General features: G+C 54.7%; 15 protein-coding genes. 3 read left to right on the top strand and 12 right to left on the bottom strand.

The window, feature by feature from the left end:
- The first annotated feature begins 58 nt into the window (after nucleotides 1–58).
- Nucleotides 59–1,930 carry an Hsp70 family protein gene (locus WG934_RS02130; RefSeq protein WP_339977094.1) on the top strand — a complete coding sequence of 624 codons (1,872 nt, stop codon included), beginning with the start codon at nucleotides 59–61 and terminating at the stop codon, nucleotides 1,928–1,930.
- A 65-nt stretch (nucleotides 1,931–1,995) separates the two neighbouring features.
- On the opposite strand, the gene WG934_RS02125 is transcribed toward WG934_RS02130, so the two are convergent.
- The 8 genes from WG934_RS02125 to WG934_RS02090 form a co-directional block, all read right to left on the bottom strand.
- Nucleotides 1,996–3,189, bottom strand: a complete 1,194-nt coding sequence (locus WG934_RS02125; RefSeq protein ID WP_339988494.1) for a hydroxymethylglutaryl-CoA synthase — start codon at nucleotides 3,187–3,189, stop codon at nucleotides 1,996–1,998.
- A 284-nt stretch (nucleotides 3,190–3,473) separates the two neighbouring features.
- Nucleotides 3,474–4,580, bottom strand: a complete 1,107-nt coding sequence (locus WG934_RS02120; RefSeq protein ID WP_339978738.1) for a hydroxymethylglutaryl-CoA reductase — start codon at nucleotides 4,578–4,580, stop codon at nucleotides 3,474–3,476.
- A gap of 28 nt (nucleotides 4,581–4,608) precedes the next feature.
- Entirely contained in the window at nucleotides 4,609–5,754 is a 1,146-nt protein-coding gene (locus WG934_RS02115; protein WP_339988493.1) for a phosphomevalonate kinase, read from the bottom strand.
- Complete coding sequence (mvaD, locus tag WG934_RS02110; RefSeq protein WP_339988491.1) at nucleotides 5,754–6,752, bottom strand: diphosphomevalonate decarboxylase; 999 nt, start codon at nucleotides 6,750–6,752, stop codon at nucleotides 5,754–5,756. The genes WG934_RS02115 and mvaD overlap by 1 nt, the downstream gene beginning before the upstream one ends.
- Nucleotides 6,749–7,771: a mevalonate kinase gene (gene mvk, locus WG934_RS02105; protein ID WP_339977087.1), complete on the bottom strand. Its 1,023-nt coding sequence runs from the start codon at nucleotides 7,769–7,771 to the stop codon at nucleotides 6,749–6,751. The genes mvaD and mvk overlap by 4 nt, the downstream gene beginning before the upstream one ends.
- The gene (gene idi, locus WG934_RS02100; protein ID WP_339977085.1) at nucleotides 7,771–8,475 is read right to left on the bottom strand and encodes an isopentenyl-diphosphate Delta-isomerase; all 705 of its coding nucleotides are present in this window, start codon (nucleotides 8,473–8,475) and stop codon (nucleotides 7,771–7,773) included. The genes mvk and idi overlap by 1 nt, the downstream gene beginning before the upstream one ends.
- A gap of 87 nt (nucleotides 8,476–8,562) precedes the next feature.
- Complete coding sequence (gene glmM / locus WG934_RS02095; protein WP_339977083.1) at nucleotides 8,563–9,906, bottom strand: phosphoglucosamine mutase; 1,344 nt, start codon at nucleotides 9,904–9,906, stop codon at nucleotides 8,563–8,565.
- A gap of 119 nt (nucleotides 9,907–10,025) precedes the next feature.
- Nucleotides 10,026–11,660, bottom strand: a complete 1,635-nt coding sequence (locus WG934_RS02090; RefSeq protein WP_445228196.1) for a VanW family protein — start codon at nucleotides 11,658–11,660, stop codon at nucleotides 10,026–10,028.
- A 231-nt stretch (nucleotides 11,661–11,891) separates the two neighbouring features.
- On the opposite strand from WG934_RS02090, the gene WG934_RS02085 reads away from it, so the two are divergent.
- On the top strand, nucleotides 11,892–14,360 hold the full coding sequence (locus WG934_RS02085) for an excinuclease ABC subunit UvrA (protein WP_339988489.1): 2,469 nt from the start codon (nucleotides 11,892–11,894) through the stop codon (nucleotides 14,358–14,360).
- 361 nt (nucleotides 14,361–14,721) lie between these two features.
- Here WG934_RS02085 and rpsI read toward each other — a convergent pair whose 3' ends face one another.
- The 3 genes from rpsI to WG934_RS02065 form a co-directional block, all read right to left on the bottom strand.
- Nucleotides 14,722–15,288: a 30S ribosomal protein S9 gene (gene rpsI, locus WG934_RS02080; RefSeq protein WP_339977079.1), complete on the bottom strand. Its 567-nt coding sequence runs from the start codon at nucleotides 15,286–15,288 to the stop codon at nucleotides 14,722–14,724.
- On the bottom strand, nucleotides 15,285–15,728 hold the full coding sequence (rplM, locus tag WG934_RS02075) for a 50S ribosomal protein L13 (RefSeq protein WP_339978734.1): 444 nt from the start codon (nucleotides 15,726–15,728) through the stop codon (nucleotides 15,285–15,287). The genes rpsI and rplM overlap by 4 nt, the downstream gene beginning before the upstream one ends.
- A 1,047-nt stretch (nucleotides 15,729–16,775) precedes the next feature.
- Nucleotides 16,776–19,046 (bottom strand): AAA family ATPase, encoded by a 2,271-nt coding sequence (locus tag WG934_RS02065; protein WP_339988487.1) that lies wholly within the window; start codon nucleotides 19,044–19,046, stop codon nucleotides 16,776–16,778.
- A 1,085-nt stretch (nucleotides 19,047–20,131) separates the two neighbouring features.
- On the opposite strand from WG934_RS02065, the gene WG934_RS02060 reads away from it, so the two are divergent.
- Complete coding sequence (locus WG934_RS02060) at nucleotides 20,132–21,868, top strand: BCCT family transporter (protein ID WP_339988486.1); 1,737 nt, start codon at nucleotides 20,132–20,134, stop codon at nucleotides 21,866–21,868.
- 136 nt (nucleotides 21,869–22,004) lie between these two features.
- Here the strand turns inward: WG934_RS02060 and WG934_RS02055 are convergent, their stop codons facing one another.
- Nucleotides 22,005–22,775, bottom strand: coding sequence for a hypothetical protein (locus tag WG934_RS02055; RefSeq protein ID WP_339988483.1), 771 nt, complete (start codon nucleotides 22,773–22,775; stop codon nucleotides 22,005–22,007).
- Between the last annotated feature and the right edge of the window lie 3 nt (nucleotides 22,776–22,778).

The following is a 22,778-nucleotide window of genomic DNA, read 5'->3' as shown; positions in this document are numbered from 1 at the left end:
GACCTGGCTTTACGCACCTCATTTGTATTTTTGACCAAGCAAGGAAGATCACCTCACTATGCGGGATTGGACACTGGGCATTGACTTCGGCACGTCAAATACGGCCGCGGCTCACACAGGCCCTATTAAGGACTCGATTGAAACCATCAATTTGAGTCACAACCGCACGACCATGTCGTCATCGGTCTACGTTGAATCACCTGACCAGATCGATGTTGGTGACGTTGCTATCAACAAGGCGGAAGAGAATCCTGCTGGCTTTGTTCCGGCCCCGAAGCGAGTCATCGCGCAGCAGATGATCAACGTCAACGGCTACGACCTCCCTGCGTCCGTCCCTGTTGCCGCTGTTTTGCAGTCCGTCTTGGCACGCGCGAAGAAGGAGCATGGCAACGTTGATCCTTCCGAGTTGGTTTTGACGCACCCGGAGGCATGGTCTCCACAAGAGATCCAGGTGCTTCTCGACGCAGCGTCAAAGCTTGGTCTTGACCCTTCAAAGATCCAAACTGTGTCAGAGCCCCGCGCTGCTGCACACTATTACTCCAAGGCTCGCGCTCTTGCTCCCGGATCGAAGATCGCTGTCTTCGACTTCGGTGGTGGCACCCTCGATGTCGCTGTCCTCGAGGCAAACGACCAAGATACTTTCGACGTCGTCGCTGCCCGCGGTGATAACACCTTGGGTGGAAAGAATTTCGATGCGCTGATCCGACGCTGGATTGATCAGCAGTTGAACGAACGCAATCCGGAATTACTCCGCTACATGCGCATTCAGGCTCCGCTGTACGAAAAGCACGCTCTCGAAGACAGCATCCGACGTGCAAAAGAGCTGCTGTCAGAAGCTGCATCGGCGACCATTAGCGTCACCGGTGGCGGAATGACTGAGCGATTCCAGCTCACTCGCGACGAGTTCGAGGAACTGATCCAGCCAGGTCTGGATAAGGCGTTGCAGCTCACTCGCGCAACCTTGGCCGATGCCCGCATCAATGGCCCAGAGGATCTGGAGGCTCTGTACCTGACTGGCGGTTCCTCTCGAATTCCGCTGGTACATGAGAGCTTGAAGGCCCTTGGTCCCGTCGCAACGCTCGATGATCCGAAGACCGTCGTCGCACAGGGCGCGCTATCTGCGGCTGCTCCAATTGTTCGTGGTCTCGGCGCGCAGCAGCATGCTCAGCAGTCGACAAACGAGGGTTGGGGCACGTCTTCGTACGGAAATAGCCCATACTCCGCTGGTAGCTTCAACAATGACCCCGCCCCTACCACTCCGGACACCACCCGCCCCGGATTTAGCGTGCCGACGTCGTCGTCAAGCGAATCCGCCACGAAGAAGGGTGGCTCGAAGCTGCCACTCATCGCGGGAGCGGTCGTTGGTGTCATTGTGCTGTTTGCAGGCGTCGCCTACGCAATGGGTGCGTTTGGCGGTGACGATACGCCTGCAGGCAATGAGGGCGGTGAGGACACCACCACGGCTGCACCAACATCAGAAGCTCCAAAGGTTGATGATCTGAAGACGGTTGACGGCGTTCTGGCGGCAGTTCCGGAAGAACTATCATCGAAGCTCAAGGACTGCGAGATCACAGGTCAGACCCAAGGTGGAAACCTGCAGCTGCGTTGCAATGTCAAGCAGGAGGCAGGTTCTGCTGGCTTGTTTGATAGTGAGTATGCAAGCGTCATGATTTCCGTCGATGATGTCGAGGCAGGCACCGAGTTCCTGCGCATCAAGGAAAACTGGCACAACGATTCGTTGTCCCCGAACAACGAGATTCGAGTCAGCCCAGACGGCACCGCGTCTGCGCACCTGAGCGGACCGAGCTCGATCGGCGAACGCTACACCATGTACTACGCCAACTCCACCACTGGCGTCATGGTGAATACCTACGATCTCAAGGGGCTTGATGACGGAGAGACATTCCTGAGGGAAGCGGGATTGTTCTAGCCGTACCCCACGCAAAGGGAGGGACAGCCTGTGGCTGTCCCTCCCCTTGTTGCTTTGTACGTCAATTAGTTAGCTGCGTACATGCGCTTGTGATCGTCCACGCCAGTCCAGCTGAATGGACCGGTGCCCTTGGCAAGGCCCTCACCAATATTGGAGTAGTTGCCCAAGTCTTCAGGAGCACGCTTCTGGATCTCCAAGTACTGAGCGTCTTCCAGAACAATGCGGTCATCCAAAACCTTGGCGTTCTCCTCAGCGCGAAGCTGGGACTCGTAGCCTTCCACCACAGTGCCGGTCAGGAACTCTGCCACACAACCAGATCCGTAAGAACCGATGGCGACTCGTTTGCCAGCCAAACCAGCCTCAGTGTCCAGCAGACTCAGCAGACCCATGTACGACGATGCCGTGTAACTATTGCCAATACGGCGGTTGTACACAGTCGATGGGTGCAACTGCTCGGTCACGCGCTCGTCGGAAAGCTCGATGCCCAGGCGCTCCGCAATCATGCGATGCGCCTTGTACGCCATCTTGGTAAATGGCTGGTGGTAGCAGAAACGATCAATCTCAGCGAAGTTCGTGCCGCCACGGCTGATGTAGTCCTGGTACGCGCCCTCGACTGCGTCAATGTAAGCGCTGATAGACAACTTGCCCTCGACCAGTGCCTGGTCGCGGTAGTTTGGACGCCAGAAATCCATTACGTCCTTGGTGAATACACCCGACGCAACATCCAAAGCCAAAATCTTTGGATTAGCGGCCACCAACATGGCGACTGCGCCTGCGCCCTGGGTTGGCTCTGCAGCAGAATTTAAGTCATAGCGAGCGATATCAGCTGCAACGACCAGAACTTTCTCTTCTGGGTTGCGCGCAACCAAGGCCGAAGCGAACTGCAAAGCGGCGGTTGCGGAGTAGCAAGCCTGCTTCATTTCGACGGTACGCACAGTCGCTGGCAAGCCGATCAGTTCGTGCACATACACACCTGCCGACTTGGACTGGTCGATGCTCGTCTCGGTAGCAAACATCAAGGTACGAATTCCCTCGACACCGGCACGATCGACAATCTTCTTCGCAGCTGCAGCCGCCATAGTGACTGGGTCTTCATCCGCAGCCACAACGCTCATCTGTTCCTGGCCAAGGCCCTTGTGGTACTTCGCTGGCTCTGCGCCAAGTCGAGGCGCAATTTCTGCCAAATCGATGCGGTAGGAACCAGTCGCGAATGCGATGTCGTCGATTCCGACAGGGGTTCCTGCATGAAGATCAGTCATGTTGAAAATCCAAGCTCGATTCTAGGGGTGGGCTCTAGGAGATAAATCCGTATTTCTAATGGACAATACGCCTAGGGGCAATAATGGTGAAAAGCCATACCCTGTTAGGTTAATTTTTGTTGTACTCGTTGTGCCAAACTTTGCAAAATTCGGACCACGAAACTTCGACAATAGCGCTTTCGCCTGTGAAGCAGCTAAGTGCCAGATTCGGTATTAGCTGAGCCCATGCCAAGTGTCTACATGGCTCAGTAACGTAGCGCCTCTTCCGTTTGCGTTAACTTTTGTTACTTGGCAGCACGCTCAATGCTGACGTGAGTTTCCATCAGCTCGCCTGGATTCGTCTGAGCTGCAAGAAGCGATAGCTCGCCACACCAAACGATGGCAGCACAGCATGCAGCAAGTCGACGAGCATTCTCGCCCGGCTCACGATCTTCCTTGCAACCAAGCTGCCGCAGGTTTTCCTCTACGAAATCGAGGCCCTTACCATTGCCAACAGAACCGACGATGAGGTTAGGGAGAGTACAAGTGAAACGCACGGATCCGTCGTCAAGTGCTTCGACCTGCGTGACACCCTGTGATCCCTCCACGATGTTCGCAGCATCCTGGCCTGTGGCGAGGTAGAAACCAAGAAGCATGTTTGCGTAGTGAGCATTGGCCGAACGAAGCGAACCCGCCATGATCGAGCCGATCAAATTCTTGCGCTCGTTGAGGGTTGCCAACTCCTTGGCAGTGGTGCGAAGACGTTCACGGACGACAGGCTCCGGAATTACTGCCTCAGCGATGATGTACTTGCCACGACCAAGAATGCCGTTGACTGCCGACGTCTTCTTATCAGTGCAGAAGTTGCCAGAAATGGAGCCGTAGCCGAGCTCTGGCATTTCCTTCATCAGATAGGTCATCAACCGCTCGGAAGCGAGGGTGGCCATGTTATGTCCAGAAGCATCGCCAGACAGGTAGTCGAAGCGAATAATCAGGATGCGACCTGCGATCTGTGAATGCACGTCAATGAGCTTGGCGAAACGGCTCGACGATTCCACGACCTGCTTCATCTCATCCATACGGCCAAGAATCTGGTCACGAGCGACAACCGCATCCGCTGCGGTTGCGAGCTCGAAGATCACGGAACGCGTCATCTTTTCGCTAACAAAGGTGCAGGTGATACCAGTATCGATCATGCGCGACACCTTGGCACCACGACCGCACGAAGGCCACAGTGGCGTCTCGTACGTCGCCAGTGGAATCTTCACCTCGTCGTTCATGACGTTGCCACTGATCTTCACTGGCCCGATCCAGCTCAGTGGAATGTGGGCGTATTCCTGTGGGTGCTTGGTGTTCTCAGTCATAATGTCGCTCACTTTGTCGTTCGTTAAATGTCGTTCGTTAAATGTTATTCGTGGAATGTCGTTAGTTTCTTCGAGTCTATGCGTTTTCGCTGGCTGGCTTTATTTGACCAAGCGCAGTTCCTGAAAACCGTGGTGCAATGCTCAAAGCAAGTGGTTCGATACCAGCGTCGCACCACTGAGCCAGAATTGTGCCTGTGTCTGCGCCTGTCCCTGCCAACGCAATGCCGCAGTCGCCGCCACCTGCGCCCGAGCTCTTCCCCACAGCACCGTTATGCGCCGCAATATCAGCCAAACTCGCCAGCAATGGAGTCTCAATCTGCAAACCTTTGAGATCCGCATATCCCGCCAGCAGTTTCCGTGAGCATCGAATTTGCTCTTCGATTTGCTCCCTGTCACCTACACGAGCGGCTTCCCACAACTTCTTTGCGACGGTCGCACTCGCATCAACAAACTCCCGCACCTTCTCGTCGTGTGCGGACGTAGCATCAGCTGCATTTCGAGCTGCTTTCTCAGCAGCAGCCAGCTGCTCGTCCGTTTTCACAGGTGTGCCAGTCCATCCAACAAGAAAGTCCAGCCCTGCCAGGTCCTCTCGGCTGTCGAGAATCAATCCCGGCCAATTGGCGAAAACAGCACCAATGGGGTCCGCGTCGATAAGCTCCTGTGCGACATCGACATCCGGGCGCCGGTATAGCACTACTCCCCCGTGACTACTGCAGGCAATGTCCCCGGCAGAGCCTTTCGCTCCAGCGCGCACTGTCGCCACGTACGCGGCCTTGAAAACCTCTAGCGCTGACAATTCCACACCGTGTGCTGCTGTGACAGCACGAATGACAGCAACTGCAACTGCGCCAGAGGACCCAAGGCCATACTTTTTACCAGTGACGGAGTCATCCAGGCCGGAGTCAATACGAATGTCGACGGCCTCCGCCACCGCACCTCGCGACTCAATAATCCCATAAGCAAGCTCAATGGCGCGTCCTGCAATATCAGTACCGTAGCTTCCCTTCCTGCCATCGCTAGCGCAGAAAAACTCACGGCCATCTGCACCGTAATAGGACGAGTAGATGCGACCGCGATCGTCGAAAAGCGAAGGAGTGACGGTTGCTGTGAGGAAACGATCAACACCCGCTAGAACAGCAAGTCCCTGCGGATCCATGACCGCGTACTCGCCGACGATGTAAAGCTTGCCGCAACCGCGACCGGTTGCGGTGGAAACTGCCATTAAGACACAACCTTCGCAGCCGGGCCGTGACCAGACACAAGCACGTCAATGCCATCGAACTCAGCGCGGAACCGCTGGGCAATCGCGTCTGCATCGGCTGGGCGACAAATGATCTTCACGTTCGGGCCGGCATCCATTGTGGCGTAACATTCGGTACCTTCATCGCGAAGCGTTGCGACGAGATCCAAAGCAGCAACCGAATCAGCGTTCCAGTAACGCACTGGAGGCACTGCACCCAACATCGTTGCGTGCATACGCATCGCGTTGGACTCTGCCAACGAGCCGACAGCGGTGAAATCTGCGTCAGCGATAGCCTTCTTCATCTGCTCAATCTCGCCAGGAACGTTCTCGACCCACGCTGGGAAGAATGGGGATGACTGCACGGTGTTTCGCATGGCTGCTCGGGAGTCAATCTTCTTACGTCCAGGGCTCAGCACAGCAACAACCAATGCCAATTCCAGACCTGACTCCGGGAGCTGCACGGCGTGAGAGGATGCGTCATCCTCGCCTGGCAGCCATTCAACCAATCCTCCATAGATGGAGCGGCAAGCAGATCCAGAACCACGGCGCGCGAGCGCAGACAACTGAGCTTCAGTCAGATCCAATCCGTATGCTGCCGTTGCAGCCAACGTCAAAGCTGCAAAACCGGAAGCAGATGATGCCAAGCCGGCGCCGGTCGGGATCTCATTCGTGGTGGTCACACGCGCGTATGGCAGCGAGTTGTCGCCTGCGCGCTCGCGTACGAACTCCAAGAACTTCTGTACGCGAGACAAGTCCTTGCCGACCATCTCTTCATCATTCAATGTGCCAATGTCCTCGGACAACGACTCATCGAGTTCTACCGTCGTTGTGGTTGGCGCGATACCAAGAGTCAGCGACAAACTGCCCGTGGCGGGCAACTGCTGCGCTTCGTCGCGCTTACCCCAGTATTTAATCAGCGCAATATTCGGATGCGCTACTGCAGTTGCTGTGCCAGCGACACGACCAGCGGTTGTCATGATGGGGAAACCTCCACAGTCCACGATGCCACTGCATTGGCATCCATCATTGCGTGACGAATCAACTCTGCCCGACCTGCACTATCCGTCAACGCGATAACGCAGCCACCACAGCCAGCACCAGTGAGTTTGGCGCCTGAAGCACCAGCGACGCGGGCAGCTGCAACCAGTTCAGTGATGGCCTCATGGCCCACACCAAGCTCATCCAATGCATCTTGGGCACGGTTCATACGGATACCGAGGCGGGCAATATCGCCCTTTCCGAGGTACCTCACGCATGCTTCGGTAAGCGCCCCGAGCTCGTCGAGAAGCTGGATGCCACGCACTTTCCGACTCTCGACGAATCCCCGTACCCGAGCAACAGCATCCGAGGTGGAACCTCGAACACCGGTGTCACCGATGATCAGCCACATTCGGCGGCCAACCGATACCGGCTCAAACTGTCCCTGTTTGAAGTAGACCGGACCAGGAGCTCGCGTGGCGGTGGCATCCAGACCAGATGGATTGCCATGAGCTACTCGCTCAGCGTCCTGAACCAGTTCGAAACGCTCACGATCAGTGAGTTCACCACCGGCGAAATCACGAATCGCGTCAATCACCGCATGCGCAACTGCGGCTGACCCTCCGAGTCCCGCAGCAGGTGGAATACCCGAACGCAGACGCACCAAAATATCCCGCTCTGGCAGCCCAAACTTCTTCAGCGCAACTTGGGTGGCTTTGCCTATCGACGCGTACCGCTCCGGCAACTCATCCAACGAAATGATGTCGCCATCCAGTGCAAAAAGAATCGGCGAATCCGGCTCAGCATCAATGCGAGCGACAGTGCGCAAGGTCGTGACAGGCACCGCAATGGCGGGGCGACCGTACACCACAGAATGCTCACCCATCAAGATCGCTTTAGCATGAGCCTCGCCCATCGCCGAACCTTGCTCAGTGGTTAGTGCATACCATTGCGCGGTATCCAGCTCGCTGTCATCGTCAGCGTGAAGGTCCGCGTAGGGGTCTTCCACGCTAGTCATTACTCGCCCACCTTCTTCACGGTGTCAGCAGCCGCCTGCTGAGCTTCTTCGGGACCATGAATTCCCGGTACGTTGTCGATATCGAAACCGAACTTCGAAAACTTTTCTGCACCAATGCCCCACACATGGTTGAACCACTGAGTCATTGGCTCATCGGCTCGTCGAGAAGCGAGCTCCTCCGGGGTTACGAACACGATCTCGTCTACTTCATCAGGGTTGAGATCAATGGTGTCCACGAGGACGCGCCCCACACACACATGGTTGTACTCGTGTTCGTACAAACCACTGCGGTCGTCTTCGACCTGATAGATGACAATGCCGAGCTCTTCGAGGTCAGCTACGTCCGCGCCCAGCTCTTCCTTCGCGCGACGACGAACGGCATCCACCACAGGCTCTCCAGGCAGGGGATGCGAGCACGTTGCGTTGGTCAACAGCAAAGGCGAATGGTACTTCGCAGCGGCACGACGCTGCAGCAGCATGCGACCTTCATCATCAAACAGGAACAACGAAAACGCACGGTGCAGCACACCTGGTGGCAGGTGGGCCTCCAGCTTGCCAGCGGTGCCCAACACGCGACCGTTCTCGTCGACAACCTCGACCTGAATGTCGGCCTCACCCGGGGCGAATCGCGACTCGACATCTGCGACAGTCAGCGGACGCTGATCATCTGAATGTGACGGGGCCATATCGGACCTCGCAGTCATAATGGATGCACCTCACGGGGAACACTCGTAGGAAACGTATTCAGATCTCGACTTTACGTTGCCGAGGACACACAGCGAAAAACTGAGTTACACCGACGCAACCACTGCGGCCAGTTCGCCAGCAATTTTGCGCGCAGTTTCCGCATCTCCCGCTTCCACCATCACGCGGAACAATTCCTCGGTGCCCGATGGTCGCAGCAGAACGCGACCCGTGCTACCCAGGCGCTCTTCGGCACTAGCGATAGCGACCTTGACCTCTTCCGAGCTCATGATGATGGACTTATCCGACACTGGAACGTTAATCAACGTCTGCGGCAGCACCTTCATTACCGATGCCAACTCCGCCAGCGTCTTGCCGGAACGAGCCATCCGCGACATCAGGTAGAGGCCAGTCAACGTGCCGTCGCCAGTTGTTGCGTGGTCAGGGATAACCACGTGGCCGGATTGCTCGCCACCCAACGAGTAGCCACCAGCGTTGAGGTCAGCGAGTACGTAACGGTCGCCCACCTTGGTCGTACGCAGCTTGATGCCCTGCTCTTCCATCGCCAGCTTCAGGCCGAGGTTACTCATGACCGTTGCTACGAGAGTGTTGTGATGCAGCAGGCCGTCTTCCTTCATAGCAACCGCGAGGATGGCCATAATCTGGTCACCATCGACAACGTTGCCTTCCGAGTCAACTGCCAAGCAGCGGTCAGCATCACCATCATGAGCAAGACCCAAGTCTGCGCCATGCTCAATGACTGCCTTACGCACGACATCGATATGCGTAGAACCACAATTGTCATTGATGTTGTACGAATTTGGAGTGTTGAAAATCGACACCACATCTGCGCCAGCAGCGGCATACGCCAGCGGAGCCGCCTGCGACGCTGCACCATTCGCACAGTCCACGACTACGCGCAGACCATCCAACGTGTTTGGTACTGCGCGGGACAAGTGGAACAGGTAGCGATCCAGCCCATCTGGAGCTTCCTCAATCACTCGTCCCACACCCGTACCGGTCGGCCCGGTCTCAGGCACAGATTCCAAAGCTCGCTCGATTTCCTTTTCGACGGCGTCGTCAAGCTTATTGCCCCCAGCCGAGAAGAACTTGATGCCGTTGTCCGGCATTGGGTTGTGAGATGCGGAAATCATGACACCCATGTCAGCGCCGTAATCATCCGTCAGGAATGCCACAGCAGGAGTTGGCAAGACACCAACTCGAAGCACATCGACGCCCTGCGACGCCATGCCGGCAGACAGCGCTGCGGCCAGCATCTCGCCGGAGACACGGGGGTCACGCCCCACGATCGCCAGCGGACGTCGCTTGGAAGGGTTCGAATCGCGCGTCAGCACTGTCGCGGCTGCAGCGCCCAAACGCAACGCCATCGGTGCGGTCAGAGCCTGATTAGCGAGACCTCGAACACCATCAGTTCCAAAGAGACGGCCCATATTCGCGATTAACTCCTGAGTAGACGAAAAGACAATTGAGGATGAAAGCTAGGGCTTATTCTGCCACTGCTTACAAAGAGCGCGGGGTAGGTACCCCTACCCCGCGCGTTAAAGGCCTGTTAGCCACACACAACAATCGGTTGCGGATCGTAGACGGTTGTCGTGGTCTCGCGAGAAATCTCTGAGCCATTCAAATCGCGGATGATCCTTGTATCCGATGTCGTAAAGCCGTCGGTACCGCTGGAAGCGATGCACTTGTCACCGCTCATATGCAGCGTCTCGGGGGACGAATGTCCCCACCGGCCACCATTAACAGACTCGACTTCAACAGTCTTGGTGCCCATCAAACGCACGGTCAGCGATCCATCCGCCACCCATGCTTCGATAATGACTGGGGTCTTCGCGCTGTTCTTGAACTGCAGATCGATTGCGCCCTCGTACACTGTCGCTTCGCGGCCAGCTGGATAGCGGTCGATGTAGTAGCTGTGCGGAGTATGCGCGACATCTTCCATGCCGGCGAAGTACGCGGCGTTATACAGCGTGGTTGCAAACTGGCTGATGCCACCACCAACAGCCTTGTCAGCGCGACCGTTCAAGATGATGCCACTTTCCACAAAGCCCTGCGCCGAACCACGTGGACCGGTGTAGCCATTCAGGCTGAACGTCTCGCCCGGCGCGACAAATGCACCGTTGACGATGTTTGCCGTCAAGGCGATATTCACACCAGATTCTGGCGAGAAACCGCCGGTCGTGAACTCGCCGATGACCTGGTCGAAGCGAGCCTGGTCGGCTTCTTCCGTCGTGTATTCGGCTGGCTCATCGATGTATACGGCTTCAAAGTCTCGAGGTGCATCACCGATGACACGGTTTTCGAAGTCCGCCATGGTCTTCTTCCAGTCGATGGTCACACCATCAACGTGAGGCGTAACAGACTTTGCGCCACCCACAACCGATACAACTGCGTTCTGCATCTCGGCCTCGGTACCTGCGAGGTTTTCGTCGAGAATTTTCTCCGCAGCTTCCGAGTTAACCTTAGGAGCAAGCTTGCCATCCTTTGGTTCGAAGGAAACGACCTCAGCCATCCGCTCTACTGGAATAATTCCGTCGATGCCGTCGCGACCCTTGGCCACAATTGGCGCGGAGACTGCACGTGCGGCAGGTCCATCGGCCATTTCCTTGACCTGTGCTGCGTCGACCTTTGGACGCGCCTCAGTTGTGTCCACGGTGATTCCATCAGGCTGGAGCCAATGCATGGTCAGTTCGTCACGAAGCTGCTGCGAATCAACGTTCTGTCCAATAATCGGGTCGACCGCATTGACCGTGCCTCCGTCAAGATTGACGTGACCGTCCACGGGCTTGATTGTCAGTTCGTTCTGGACACGATCGAGTTCTGCTTTGAACTTTCCAGGGTCAACATCGCTCTTCAAGTCGAGTTCACGCTCCGACAGGAAGCTCTTCACCCACGTCACCGGGTTCAGCGACTGCTTACCTGCCTGATCGACAGTCTCTTCCCAGTTGATGGAAAGCCCCGCAGCGGCTGGCTGCACCGTGGACTTCTGCTTTCCAGCAGTGACCGTCACTGGGCGGTCAAGGGAGGCGCCAAGCTCCTGCTCAAGCTTCGCTTGGGCTTCCGACGAACTCATGTTGCCAATTTGAACCCCGGCGACAGTTGCGCCACGCGGAACATTGTCCTTGTTCACGAAGTAGTCGATGCCAAAAGCCGCAAAAAACACGGCGACTAAGCCAAGGAGCAACCCGGAAGTGACCTTCAGGGCCTTCTTCTGAGCCGATGCCGAGCCGCCAGCAGACGACTTGGGCTTACGGTGTTTTGAATTCGAAGCAGACACAGAACAACACTTTACTACCTGCACGGATATTTACGAACGATAATTAATAAGGTGTAACTCTTGGCACTCCCCCACGATCGAAACGCACGGGTGCGCACCTTGCTAACGCCAATCCGTCAGTTCGACTAGAACTGAACTATGCATCCTGCTGACAACCACAACACCATTCGTGTTCGTGGCGCCCGCGTGAATAACCTCCGCAACATCAATGTAGATATCCCTAAGCGCCGACTCACTGTTGTCACCGGAGTCTCTGGCTCAGGCAAAAGCTCCCTCGTCTTCGGAACCATCGCTGCGGAATCGCAGCGCATGATCAACGAAACGTACAGCGCATTCGTGCAAGGATTCATGCCATCACAGCAACGCCCCGATGTCGACGTTCTTGATGGCCTCACCACTGCCATTGTCGTCGACCAGGAAAGGCTTGGTGCCGATCCTCGTTCGACCGTCGGTACCGCAACCGATGCTGGCGCACTCCTCCGTATCCTCTTCAGTCGCCTCGCAACACCGCATATCGGCGGCCCCAAGGCCTACTCCTTCAACGTCGCATCCGCGTCGGGAGTCGGTTCGATGAAGAAAGCAGACGGCACCCGCGAACGCCGCGAGTTCAGCGTCACCGGCGGCATGTGCGTCCGGTGTGAGGGACGTGGCACTGTCTCCGATTTCGATCTCACCGCTCTTTACGACGAATCGTTGTCTCTCGCCGACGGCTCCATCCAAGTTCCTGGATATTCCATGGACGGCTGGTACGGGCGTATCTTCGCTGGTTCTGGGTTCTTCGACATGGACAAGCCCGTCGGAAAGTTCTCCCAGCAGGAGCTCGATGACTTGTTATATCGCGAGCCCACGAAGATCAAGGCAGACGGCATCAATGTCACGTATGAGGGTTTGATCCCCAAAATTCAAAAGTCGATGTTGACCAAGGACGTCGAGGCGATGCAGCCACATGTCCGAAGGTTCGTCGAAAAGGCAGTTGTCTTCACTCCGTGTCCAGATTGTGGTGGCACTCGGTTGAATGAGGGTGCTCGAACGTCGAGGATTACGGGCGCGGATGGGGTGCCACGCAGTATTGCGGACTGCAACGCGATGCAGCTGACGGATTTGGCAGCGTGGGTGCATGCTCTTCGCGACGAGTCGACGGCAAGCTCTGTCGCACCGGTGTTGGAATCGTTGTCAGAGATCATGGCCTCGTTTGTGACCATTGGCCTCGGGTATCTGTCGCTGTCGCGTGCTGTGGGCACGCTGTCAGGTGGTGAATCGCAGCGTGTGAAGATGGTTCGGCATCTCGGCTCTGCGCTCACTGACGTGACGTACGTCTTTGATGAACCAAGCATCGGCCTCCACCCGCATGACATTCAGCAGATGAATCAGCTCTTGCTGCAGCTCCGCGATAAGGGCAACACCGTGCTGGTGGTGGAGCACAAGCCAGAAATGATTTCGATTGCTGATCACGCCATCGATATTGGTCCGCTCGCGGGTACTGGGGGTGGCGAGATCATGTATGAGGGCGATGTCGCAGGGCTGCGCAAGGCGGACACCGTCACCGGCCTTAGTTTCTCCGAAAAAGTCGAGATTAAGAGCGACTTCCGTTCCCCCACTGGGAAGCTCGAAGTTCGTGGAGCGTCCGCCAACAATCTCGACAATGTTGATGTCGATTTCCCTACTGGGGTTCTTACTGTTCTGACTGGCGTCGCTGGTTCGGGTAAGTCGTCGCTGGTGGGCGAGCTCGTTGCGAAGCATCCAGACATGACGTATGTGGATCAAACTCCGATCAAGGGTTCGCGGCGCTCTAATCCGGCGACATACACCGGCCTGTTGGAGCCAATCCGAAAGGCATTTGCCAAGGCCAATGGCGTAAAGCCGGCAATGTTTAGCCCGAATTCCGCGGGTGCATGCCCGACGTGTAAGGGTGCCGGCGTGGTGTATGCGGAGCTCGGTTTCATGTCCACCATTGCTAATACTTGCGATGACTGTGGTGGCAAGCGCTTCTTACCGGAGGTCCTTGAGTACACATTTGGTGGTCGTACCATTGCCGATGTGCTGGAGATGTCAGTTGTGCAGGCTCGCGAGTTTTTCGGTGGTGAATCCGAGGCGGGCAAGGATGCGCGGATTCCTGCCGCGCACAAGATTCTGCTTCGGCTTGACGACGTCGGCCTTGGTTACCTCACTCTCGGACAGCAGCTGCCGACGTTGTCTGGCGGTGAACGTCAGCGTCTGAAGTTGGCATCGCAGATGGGTGCCAAAGATGCGAAGTTCTTCGTGCTTGACGAGCCAACAACAGGGTTGCACTTGTCTGATGTTCGGAAGCTGTTGGGGTTGCTGGATCGGTTGGTGGACTCGGGGGCGACGGCGCTGGTTATTGAGCATCATCAGGCGGTGATGGCGCATGCGGATTGGATCATCGACATGGGGCCGGGCGCTGGCCATGATGGTGGCCGAGTCGTATTTGAGGGGACGCCGGCGCAGTTGATTGCAGGCAGTGCTGGTCCGGGTGGCGGGGCTAGTCCGGGTGGCGAGGCTGGCCTCGCTGCCGCGACCGACAGTCTTGGAGTTGCCTTGCCTACGACAATCACTGGCCAGTACTTACGCGAATACGTGGGTGGATAGGGCGGCTATGTGAGCGGATAGCGGTTCGCTCTGGAACTGTCGGGACTGTCGTATACCGCCGGTGCTGCCCAGTGGCCACCACCTGCTGTGCGCTGGCCACCACCTGCTTTTTCTCACCTATGACCGTGTAGGCAACAATTCCGGGTCGATTTCGGCTGTTTTTGTTGCAGGCTCGGTCATAGGTCGCGACGGAACCCATAAAACACAAAAAAAGATCCATAAAGCACGAGAAGACGTTCCAGGCCGCTTGCATCCCCGGCCATACAAAACACCCCCACCTGCGAGAATCCGCAGTGTGGGGGTGTTCTGTGATGCTGTGTAGCAGTACAGCGGTAACTCGCCGTAGTGCTGTAAGCAGTCTTTAGCGCTTGGAGTACTGAGGTGCGCGACGTGCCTTGTGGAGACCAGCCTTCTTACGCTCAACCGCACGTGCGTCACGGGTGAGGAAGCCAGCCTTCTTGAGGGTGCCACGCTCTTCTGGGTTGTACTCGTTCAGTGCACGAGCAATTGCCAAACGCATTGCGCCAGCCTGACCGGATGGGCCACCACCGTTGATGTTGGCCTTGATGTCGAACTGGTTCTCACGCTCGAGCAGTACCAGTGGGTCCTTGATTTCCTGCTGGTGCAGCTTGTTCGGGAAGTAATCCTCGAGTTCGCGGCCGTTGCAGACAATCTTGCCGGTACCCTGAACGACGGTGACGCGAGCGATTGCGCGCTTACGACGACCGACGGTCTGGATTGGGCGGTCCAGGACGATTGGAGCCGCAGCTGGTGCTTCTGCCTCAGCTGGTGCTTCCTCTGCTACTGCGTCGCCGATGGAAGAGGTGAGCTCTTCGGTGGCAGCTGCAGCGGCAGCCTGAACGTCGTCGTAGCTAGCTTCGGTAGCTTCTACGTTCTGGTTTTCGTTGGTGTCCTGTGGGTTGGTCACTGTGCCACCGCCTTGATCTCGTAGGTTTCAGGCTTCTTGTCGGCGAATGGGTGCTCTGCGCCGGTGAAGACGTGGAGCTTCTTGACAGACTGACGCGACAGCTTGGTGTGCGGCATCATGCCTTCGATAGCTTCCTTGACAACGCGATCCGAGTGCAGCTCGAGGGAGCGGCCCAGGGTCATCGACTTGAGGCCACCTGGGAAACCAGAGTGACGGTAACGCATTTCACGGTCCCGCTTGTTAGAGGAGACGTGTACCTTATCAGCGTTGATGATGATGACGTGATCGCCGCAGTCAACGTTTGGGGCGTAGTAAGCCTTGCCCTTGCCGCGCAGCAGATCAGCCGAGTGGGTAGCCAGACGGCCGAGCACAACATCGGTAGCGTCGATGACGTACCACTTGCGCTCGATGTCACCGTCCTTCGGATGGAATGTAGACAACATGACTCCTTACGGGTCCGTTTAAAACTTTGCCAGCCAATTTGTGCGACAACTGTCCGTCCTCGGCGGCCGGTGGGGACCCGAGGCAGTTGGTTCGCGGTGTAGTTTCTCGCCGTTGCTTTCGCTTTACGACGGTGCCTCTACATCACGTCCGCACACACAAGTTGAATATCTTACTGGCCAGACCCGCCAGAACAAAACTGCCGATGTAGCACTCCAGGACGCAAAAGGGCGCCGGGGATACTGCGTATATGACAGCCACTCCCCCGCGCCTCTTTCATTACTTCTTCCATGGCAATTTTCCATGGCGAATTGCCGTTTTGCCGCTGACTTTCTTTCTAGCCACCCCAGCTTGCAGCTGCACGACGGTTGATGTCCGACATCGTGGCACCACCTTCAGAAACTGCGCTAGCAATCGTCTCTAGAATCGTGTTCATCATTCTGAACAGGGATCCCCACGAGAGCTCGCGTTTCAAAAATAATACGCACCAAGCTTCTTCGGATACCAACATGAAGGAAAGCAAATCTATTGATAGGATTTCCCGATACGGCCATTGCGCATCTACACCCTCAGGACTAAGCAATAACCCTACGTGGGCGAGAGAAATACAAGCATGCTTAGATTTGCCCTTAGGATTCCACATTTCGCCCGCATACTGCTGTGCCACGAACCACGCCTATCGGCAATACCGACGCCACAAGCAACGAACAGACGAGATCCCATGGCTCAGCCTTTCTAGATTGAATCAATAAGCTATCTAATACAGCCTCAAACCAATCACGGTTACAAATACAGAGCCTTAGAAAACGAATCGAAAACCCGCGCTAGGAAGTGAAATTTGCACTTCTACTTCACGACGGTGACACGAGCGCATACTGTCGTAACGCAAAACGAGAACCTGTAAATCACCCTAAGAAGGCCTGCGAACCCAGCATGAAACATTCCTTTGACCATCGAGACCCTCGACAATACAAACAGATATAGCACTACTAGACCTCTGCGAAGAGTTGGTCCGCAACTGACATGGAATAAACCTGGACGCAATTTCATCCAGCGTCCACTCGCCCAGCGTCCACACGCCGCGAGAGGTCACGAATTAGATCTTCGACCTGCTGCGCATTCCTAAACCTCCTTAATAACTTGTCCAAATGTTCGTCGTCGACCTGATACATAAAATTGAGTGTCTGAACAATAGCTAGCTCCGTTTCATTTCTTGAAAGTACCCCACCAGCCTTGCTCAATTGACTATGAGAGAGTTCATTAACAATTTTAGAAACCGCCGGCGATAGAAGAATCTCTTTTTTCGCGAGTATGGATTCGATACGGCTTCCAAAGCTATCGTTACACGGCTCTTTGAACTCGGTAAATCCTTCGAGAACTTTCCGACAGAAATTGCCGGTACTCAACGCAGGAGGCACGTCACGACGTAAATCTTCGAAAGCTTTCAACACCACGTAGAAAGAGAGCCAGTAATCATTTGTTAGCCTGGCCTGCTCCGGCGGCCATTCGCGCCACCGCGTATTTTGCCGTTCATCGCTAAAGCTGTCCTTATAGATCTCAAAGAACTTCGCCTTGGGAGCCTCGAGGCATCCATTCTTATTCTTCCCAATGACATTCTTAGACAGTCTTGATTGAAGTATTCTTAAGTAGCTATGGCTGTGAGTAAAATAAACAAGTGCAGCTGGCTTCGGGTCAGTGAAGTGATTCGAAATGAATCTGTCGACAGCCATTAGCCTAGCTTCATCAAGCTCAGAGCCCAGGTCATCGAACATGACGATGCTATTCGCCAGCCGTTCTCGACGCTCGTCCGCTAGGAACTCGGCGCAAAAGTACAGAAGTGAAATCAGCTTCTTTTCGCCTTCAGATAGGCCATCAGCTTTTAGAGAATGCCGAGTAATACGGTACCCCTCACCTTCCTCCCCCTGTTCAACACGTAAAGTCTTTTCACCCATAATCATCCCGAGGTTATTGTCAAGGAATTTAGCGGTAAACGCAGTTGTCGAGACTTTTTTCTTGAGATCAGCAAGCTCTTTTTTCGCATAAATTGAATTGCGCTGTGCCGTATCGTGTTCACTTTTCGCAGCTTTAAATTCGCCGTCTGCAGAACTCCATCCGCTACCGTCCTTCGCGCAGCAATGTTGCTTGAGCTCGTCCAGTGCAAGTTCTTGGTTATCTGAGTGCTTCGACGCCTGTTTGTTTATCTCGCTGTGCACTCGGTATAGCGTGCCGATCACTTCTCTGAGCTCAGCTGGATCAACACTCGGCTTCTCAGCTTCTAAGATCTCTTGTGAATTTCTCACCTGTTCATCAAGGAGGCGACTAGCCCCTTCTAGAGCGTCAATGAAGGAACTGAGTTCATATAGAACCTCAAACTTTATCGTAGTTAGTTTCTCACCGTAAGCGGACTGAGAAAAATCAGCTTGCTCCAACGCCGATTTGAAATTCCGCCAATTTTCGGTGGCCGCGCTGACTAGATCTAACTCATCCCTGACAACTAAAGACGCTTCACTCTCGGCTTGACGAATCGCACGGTCTATGGCATCCAGCCTTTCATCGGTTACGATTGCCCCACAGAATTGGCACTTTTCTCCCGACTCATGATTTTTGCGCCCCTCGCGAACCCAATCATTTAGTAGAATGGACAATTTGTGGATACGCGGATGGATGTTGGCGATTTCTTCCCATAGGCCGTCAGTAAACTCCCAGTATTCCGGAATGCTAGGCAAGTCGGGAATATATCCAGGCCCATCAGCCGATACTAGAGAAATTCTCTTGTCAATTTCCTCTTCACTTAGCTCTTTGCAATCGACACTCTCCAACACCCTTCGGATAGCGGCTCGATTAAAACGGCGCCCATTGAGATCTGAGCACCGACCTTCTAATTCTTTCCGAAAACCTTTAAATACTTTTTCTATAACTCCGTCCAATTTTTCCTGCGCCTGTTCCAGTCGTTCTCCTTCCCTTTTTTCCTCGGCCTCCGCTTTTTCTAAAGCAGCTTTCGCTTTCTTTATCTGCTCGTCAAGTTCACCGGCCCCTTCATTCAACCTGACTGTTGTGACGCCTTTTGCTGAGCCGCCTTCAACGAAGTCGCCAACCTTTGCTTTACGCCACTTCTCATCAAACGCATAGACGATCAGCTCTCCACGGTTGTTCGGCTCAAGCTGCTCTAACTTGGAAGCGGTGCTAAGCACCTCACAAACAGTAGACTTTCCGGATCCGTTTATGCCGAAGAATACTGAATCTTTAGCCAATGTGATTCCAACAAGGGCGTTGTCGGCTAGATTTCGTACCGAATCATTTGCTTTGACCTTAATCACGAGAATCCTTTGTTTCAGCGCAGAAATAGATGCTACTACTTTACAATACAAGGGTCATTCCGTCCTGGTGGCTCGTTTTATAGAGACTCCCACCTGCCTCAAGGGAAGCCTGAAATGCGAATGCCCAAAGAAGTCTAGTGAAGCATGAATCAGCATTGCTCAGGGATTTTCCTACATCTATATAGGAAATTCCGTATAAGGGAAGCTGTTTCGCCTTGATGATCCTTAGAACTGCTTACTCGCTAAGACATACGTGTTCCAGTCCTGAGACCGGCAGGCTGTCGCGTTCTTCAGCGCATCTCCTGCAGGGACGTACCCCGCTGGTTAGTTCTCCGCCCCATCCACTCTGGCCTACTATCACAAGCTGTAGAACAGTATTTACCTCAATGATCGATTCATACCTAAATCAATCCCTCGTTGCCTTGCTTCAACTATCGGCACTTTAGCCTAACTAATAGCTTTCGATGCCCCGACGCATCAGCCGGCACCACGACGAGCTTGGGCTCCCGTTGCACTATTTCTGTGCCCTTGCCATCAGACAACTCGATTCGTCACGGATTGACTTTTGAGGAAGTTTCGGTTCATCCCGGGGTCTTCTTCCATTTCTCAGCCGCCCTCTCGGTCCTATCCCTCAGAAGAGTGGCCAGTCGCACAGACCTGCTTACGTCACTTGTGACCGTGCTGCCCCACCCACGAATTATCGATCAAATCTGTTAGCCCTATAGCCCCGCGAATAAACATGTGTCGTCTCAACCATTATCATCATCTGCTCCTACGAACACCGGTTCACGTTTGTGGAAATCGGCGCATAACCATCCTCCCACCGGTACCGGTAGTCGCTTCGCTCTCAAATGACGAACAATGAAGCAACAGAGTCTATCCGACCGATCTTGTCCCCTAGTATTCGATAGCAAATCAGCTACTTAAAATATTTCCGAAATGTTATGAGCCCATAACGCCACAGCTAGATCGGTGAATCACGTTCCTAAATCGTATGAACGAACTTCACCAGCGGTTGAACCTGAGAGTTTTCCGTGCATACGCTGAATGGAGGCCTATGTTATCGACATTTGTTGGGAAACACTTTGCTTACTTCGCTAGCTCGTAGCTTACGTCTGAAAACTGACCCGCCAGTCTATTTTTCCACCGTTATAGCTGTCTTTGCTTTCGTGGTACTCACGATTGTTGCCGGAGACTGGGTCGCCAGTGTTTTCGGTGCCGCGACTGACTGGTTGCTAACTAATCTTGGATGGTTCTACATCCTCGGTGTCACCGTATTCTTGGTCTTTCTTATCTTCGTATCTATGAGCAGGTACGGCCATGTTCGTTTGGGATCGGATGATGAAGAACCCGAGTACTCAACCCCGGTATGGTTCGCGATGCTCTTTGCTGCTGGCATTGGCACGATTCTCATGTTTTGGGGCGTAGCTGAGCCAATTTCGCACTTCGCCAACCCTCCAATGGGAGATGTTGAGCCGCAATCTAATGAAGCAGCCCAGCAGGCAATAGCCATTACGCATTATCACTTCGGCTTACACACGTGGACGATCTTCGCGCTTCCCGCGCTGTGCTTCGCTTACTTCATCTACAAGCGCAAGATGCCTCCGCGAGTGAGTTCCATCTTTTCTCCGCTCCTTGGCTCTCACGTATACGGTCCTGTTGGCAAGACCATTGATGTCATTGCCTTGATCGGAACCATTTTCGGTGTCGCCACCTCCGTCGGCTTAGGCACACTACAGATTAATGCTGGCCTCAGCACTCTTTTCGGCCTTGAATTTTCACCGACGGTCCAAGTGATCATCATCGCAGTTGTCACGGCGGTTGCCTGTATTTCAGTAGCTCGAGGCCTCGACCGGGGCATCAAGATGCTGTCCAATTTCAATATTTGGATCTCGATTGCCCTGCTGATATTCGTCATCATCGCTGGTCCAACAGTGCTCATCATGAAGGGCACAATCGAATCGATTGGCACCTACCTTAGCTTCCTCCCAGAACTCGCGTTCTGGAATAACACGGCCCCGAATTCTGCGGATAATGAAACGTGGCAGAACACCTGGACAGTCTTTTACTGGGCATGGACGATTACTTGGTCACCGTTCGTCGGAATCTTCATTGCCCGCATTAGTCGAGGCCGAACAATCCGCCAGTTTGTTGTCGGTGTTTTGGGACTCCCCGTCTTGTTCTCGCTGATCTGGTTCGGAGCTTTCGGAACCTCTGCGTTCAATATTCAGAACAATTCGGGAGAGTTAGTAAAGACGGTCGTCGACGAGGGGAATATCCCAGGTGCGCTGTTTGCGTTCCTCTCGCACTACCCTGCTGCAACGTTTATGTCCGGAATGGCGATCTTCATTGTTGTCATTTTCTTCACCACTTCTGTTGACTCCGCAGCAATGGTGACTGACATGATTGCATCCGGCAAAGAACCTGCACTGGCGCCGACACATCAAAAGGTCATCTGGTCAGTTCTCATGGGTGCCGTCGCTGCAGTACTACTCGCAGCAACTGGTGAAGGTGGCCTGTCTGCGCTTCAGCAGATCATTATCGTCATCGGTCTACCGTTCTTCATCATGGGATTCATCATGATGTTCAGTTTGCTGGTCGCATTGAAGAACGACCTCGGTACCCGAACTCCCGTTGTCACGCGGCAGTGGGAACCTGCAGAAACCGCCGAGAAGTGGGAAGAAATGGAGCACCAGCCATCACCGGAACCGATCGGTCCGATACACCACATCCCAGATGACAACCAGGCTGACCAGGACTCCACTCCAGCCAATCCAGCAGAAATCGGTTCCCAACTGAGCAACAGTAAAGGTGAACAGTAGAGAAGCCGAGACAACTGCAACTTCTAGCAACTCCTAGCTGTTCACGAACACGAGAAAAGGGCGCACCCCATCGGGTGCGCCCTTTTCTCTTCGCTATGAATCGCCGATCATAGTTTCCCGCTAATAGTTCTCGTCATTAGTTCTGTCCTGGAAGTCCGTTGAAAATATCCTCTGGTTTTGGCAACCGCATCTCTGGGAGCGCTGGCCCCTGGTTTTCCGGAGCAGGTGCTGGTGCCTCAGTCTTTTCCTTCTTCGGTGGGACCTTCGCGCCGCTCACGTTGCCGTTGTCGATGGTTGCCGACCCCGTTGGGCCTGAGCATGCCACCGTCGCAGGACCGGATGCGGTGCAGCTGAACCCGAAGGACTCCAAGCGCTCACCCGGCGCTAAGGTCTTCGAAGGGTACTCAGCTGGGAACTGCATGGTCTCGTAGGTCACGCCAGAAGGGTTCCACGACACGGCGTTAGCAGGAATCTCAGTACCGTAGTAATCCTGCACCATTGGTGGGTTCACCATGTTGGTACGGCAGGTCATGTACGAATCACCCGAAACATCGTTCATGAAGCACTCGGTCACACCATCCTGCAAAACGAAGATGCGCGAGTTCTCGCCTCCAGGACCTGGAGGGGTAAAACCAGCTGGGTCGACGATGCGCACACCATCAGCGGCGATCTCAACCTTTTCCTTTTCACTGGTTTCTTCAGCGGTTGCAGATTCGGAAGCTGACTCGCTCTTGGCAGCCTCTGAACCCTCCGTGCTCTTATTGTCCTTCTTGTCCGCTGCATCCTTGCTGTTCGACGTACCAGCAGTTGGCGATTCTGGAGCTACAGACGAGCCACCTTCATCCTGGCAACCAGCCAGAAGCAACGTAGTTGCGGTCAATACGGAAATAACAATAGAACGGCGCATGGT

Origin of the sequence: Corynebacterium sp. H78, from assembly GCF_037572275.1 — a bacterium.
In the GTDB taxonomy this organism is placed as follows: Bacteria; Actinomycetota; Actinomycetes; order Mycobacteriales; family Mycobacteriaceae; genus Corynebacterium.
The sequence above is the reverse complement of the archived record's forward strand: the minus strand, read 5'-3'. Positions and strand labels throughout refer to the sequence as shown.

Bases quoted from the DNA above. Each gene is read 5' to 3' on its own strand.
- WG934_RS02130 (WP_339977094.1), top strand. From the start codon at position 59: ATGCGGGATTGGACACTGGGCATTGACTTCGGCACGTCAAATACGGCC.
- WG934_RS02125 (WP_339988494.1), bottom strand. From the start codon at position 3,189: ATGACTGATCTTCATGCAGGAACCCCTGTCGGAATCGACGACATCGCA.
- WG934_RS02115 (WP_339988493.1), bottom strand. From the start codon at position 5,754: ATGGCAGTTTCCACCGCAACCGGTCGCGGTTGCGGCAAGCTTTACATC.
- mvaD (WP_339988491.1), bottom strand. From the start codon at position 6,752: ATGACAACCGCTGGTCGTGTCGCTGGCACAGCAACTGCAGTAGCGCAT.
- mvk (WP_339977087.1), bottom strand. From the start codon at position 7,771: ATGACTAGCGTGGAAGACCCCTACGCGGACCTTCACGCTGACGATGAC.
- idi (WP_339977085.1), bottom strand. From the start codon at position 8,475: ATGACTGCGAGGTCCGATATGGCCCCGTCACATTCAGATGATCAGCGT.
- glmM (WP_339977083.1), bottom strand. From the start codon at position 9,906: ATGGGCCGTCTCTTTGGAACTGATGGTGTTCGAGGTCTCGCTAATCAG.
- WG934_RS02085 (WP_339988489.1), top strand. From the start codon at position 11,892: ATGCATCCTGCTGACAACCACAACACCATTCGTGTTCGTGGCGCCCGC.
- WG934_RS02055 (WP_339988483.1), bottom strand. From the start codon at position 22,775: ATGCGCCGTTCTATTGTTATTTCCGTATTGACCGCAACTACGTTGCTT.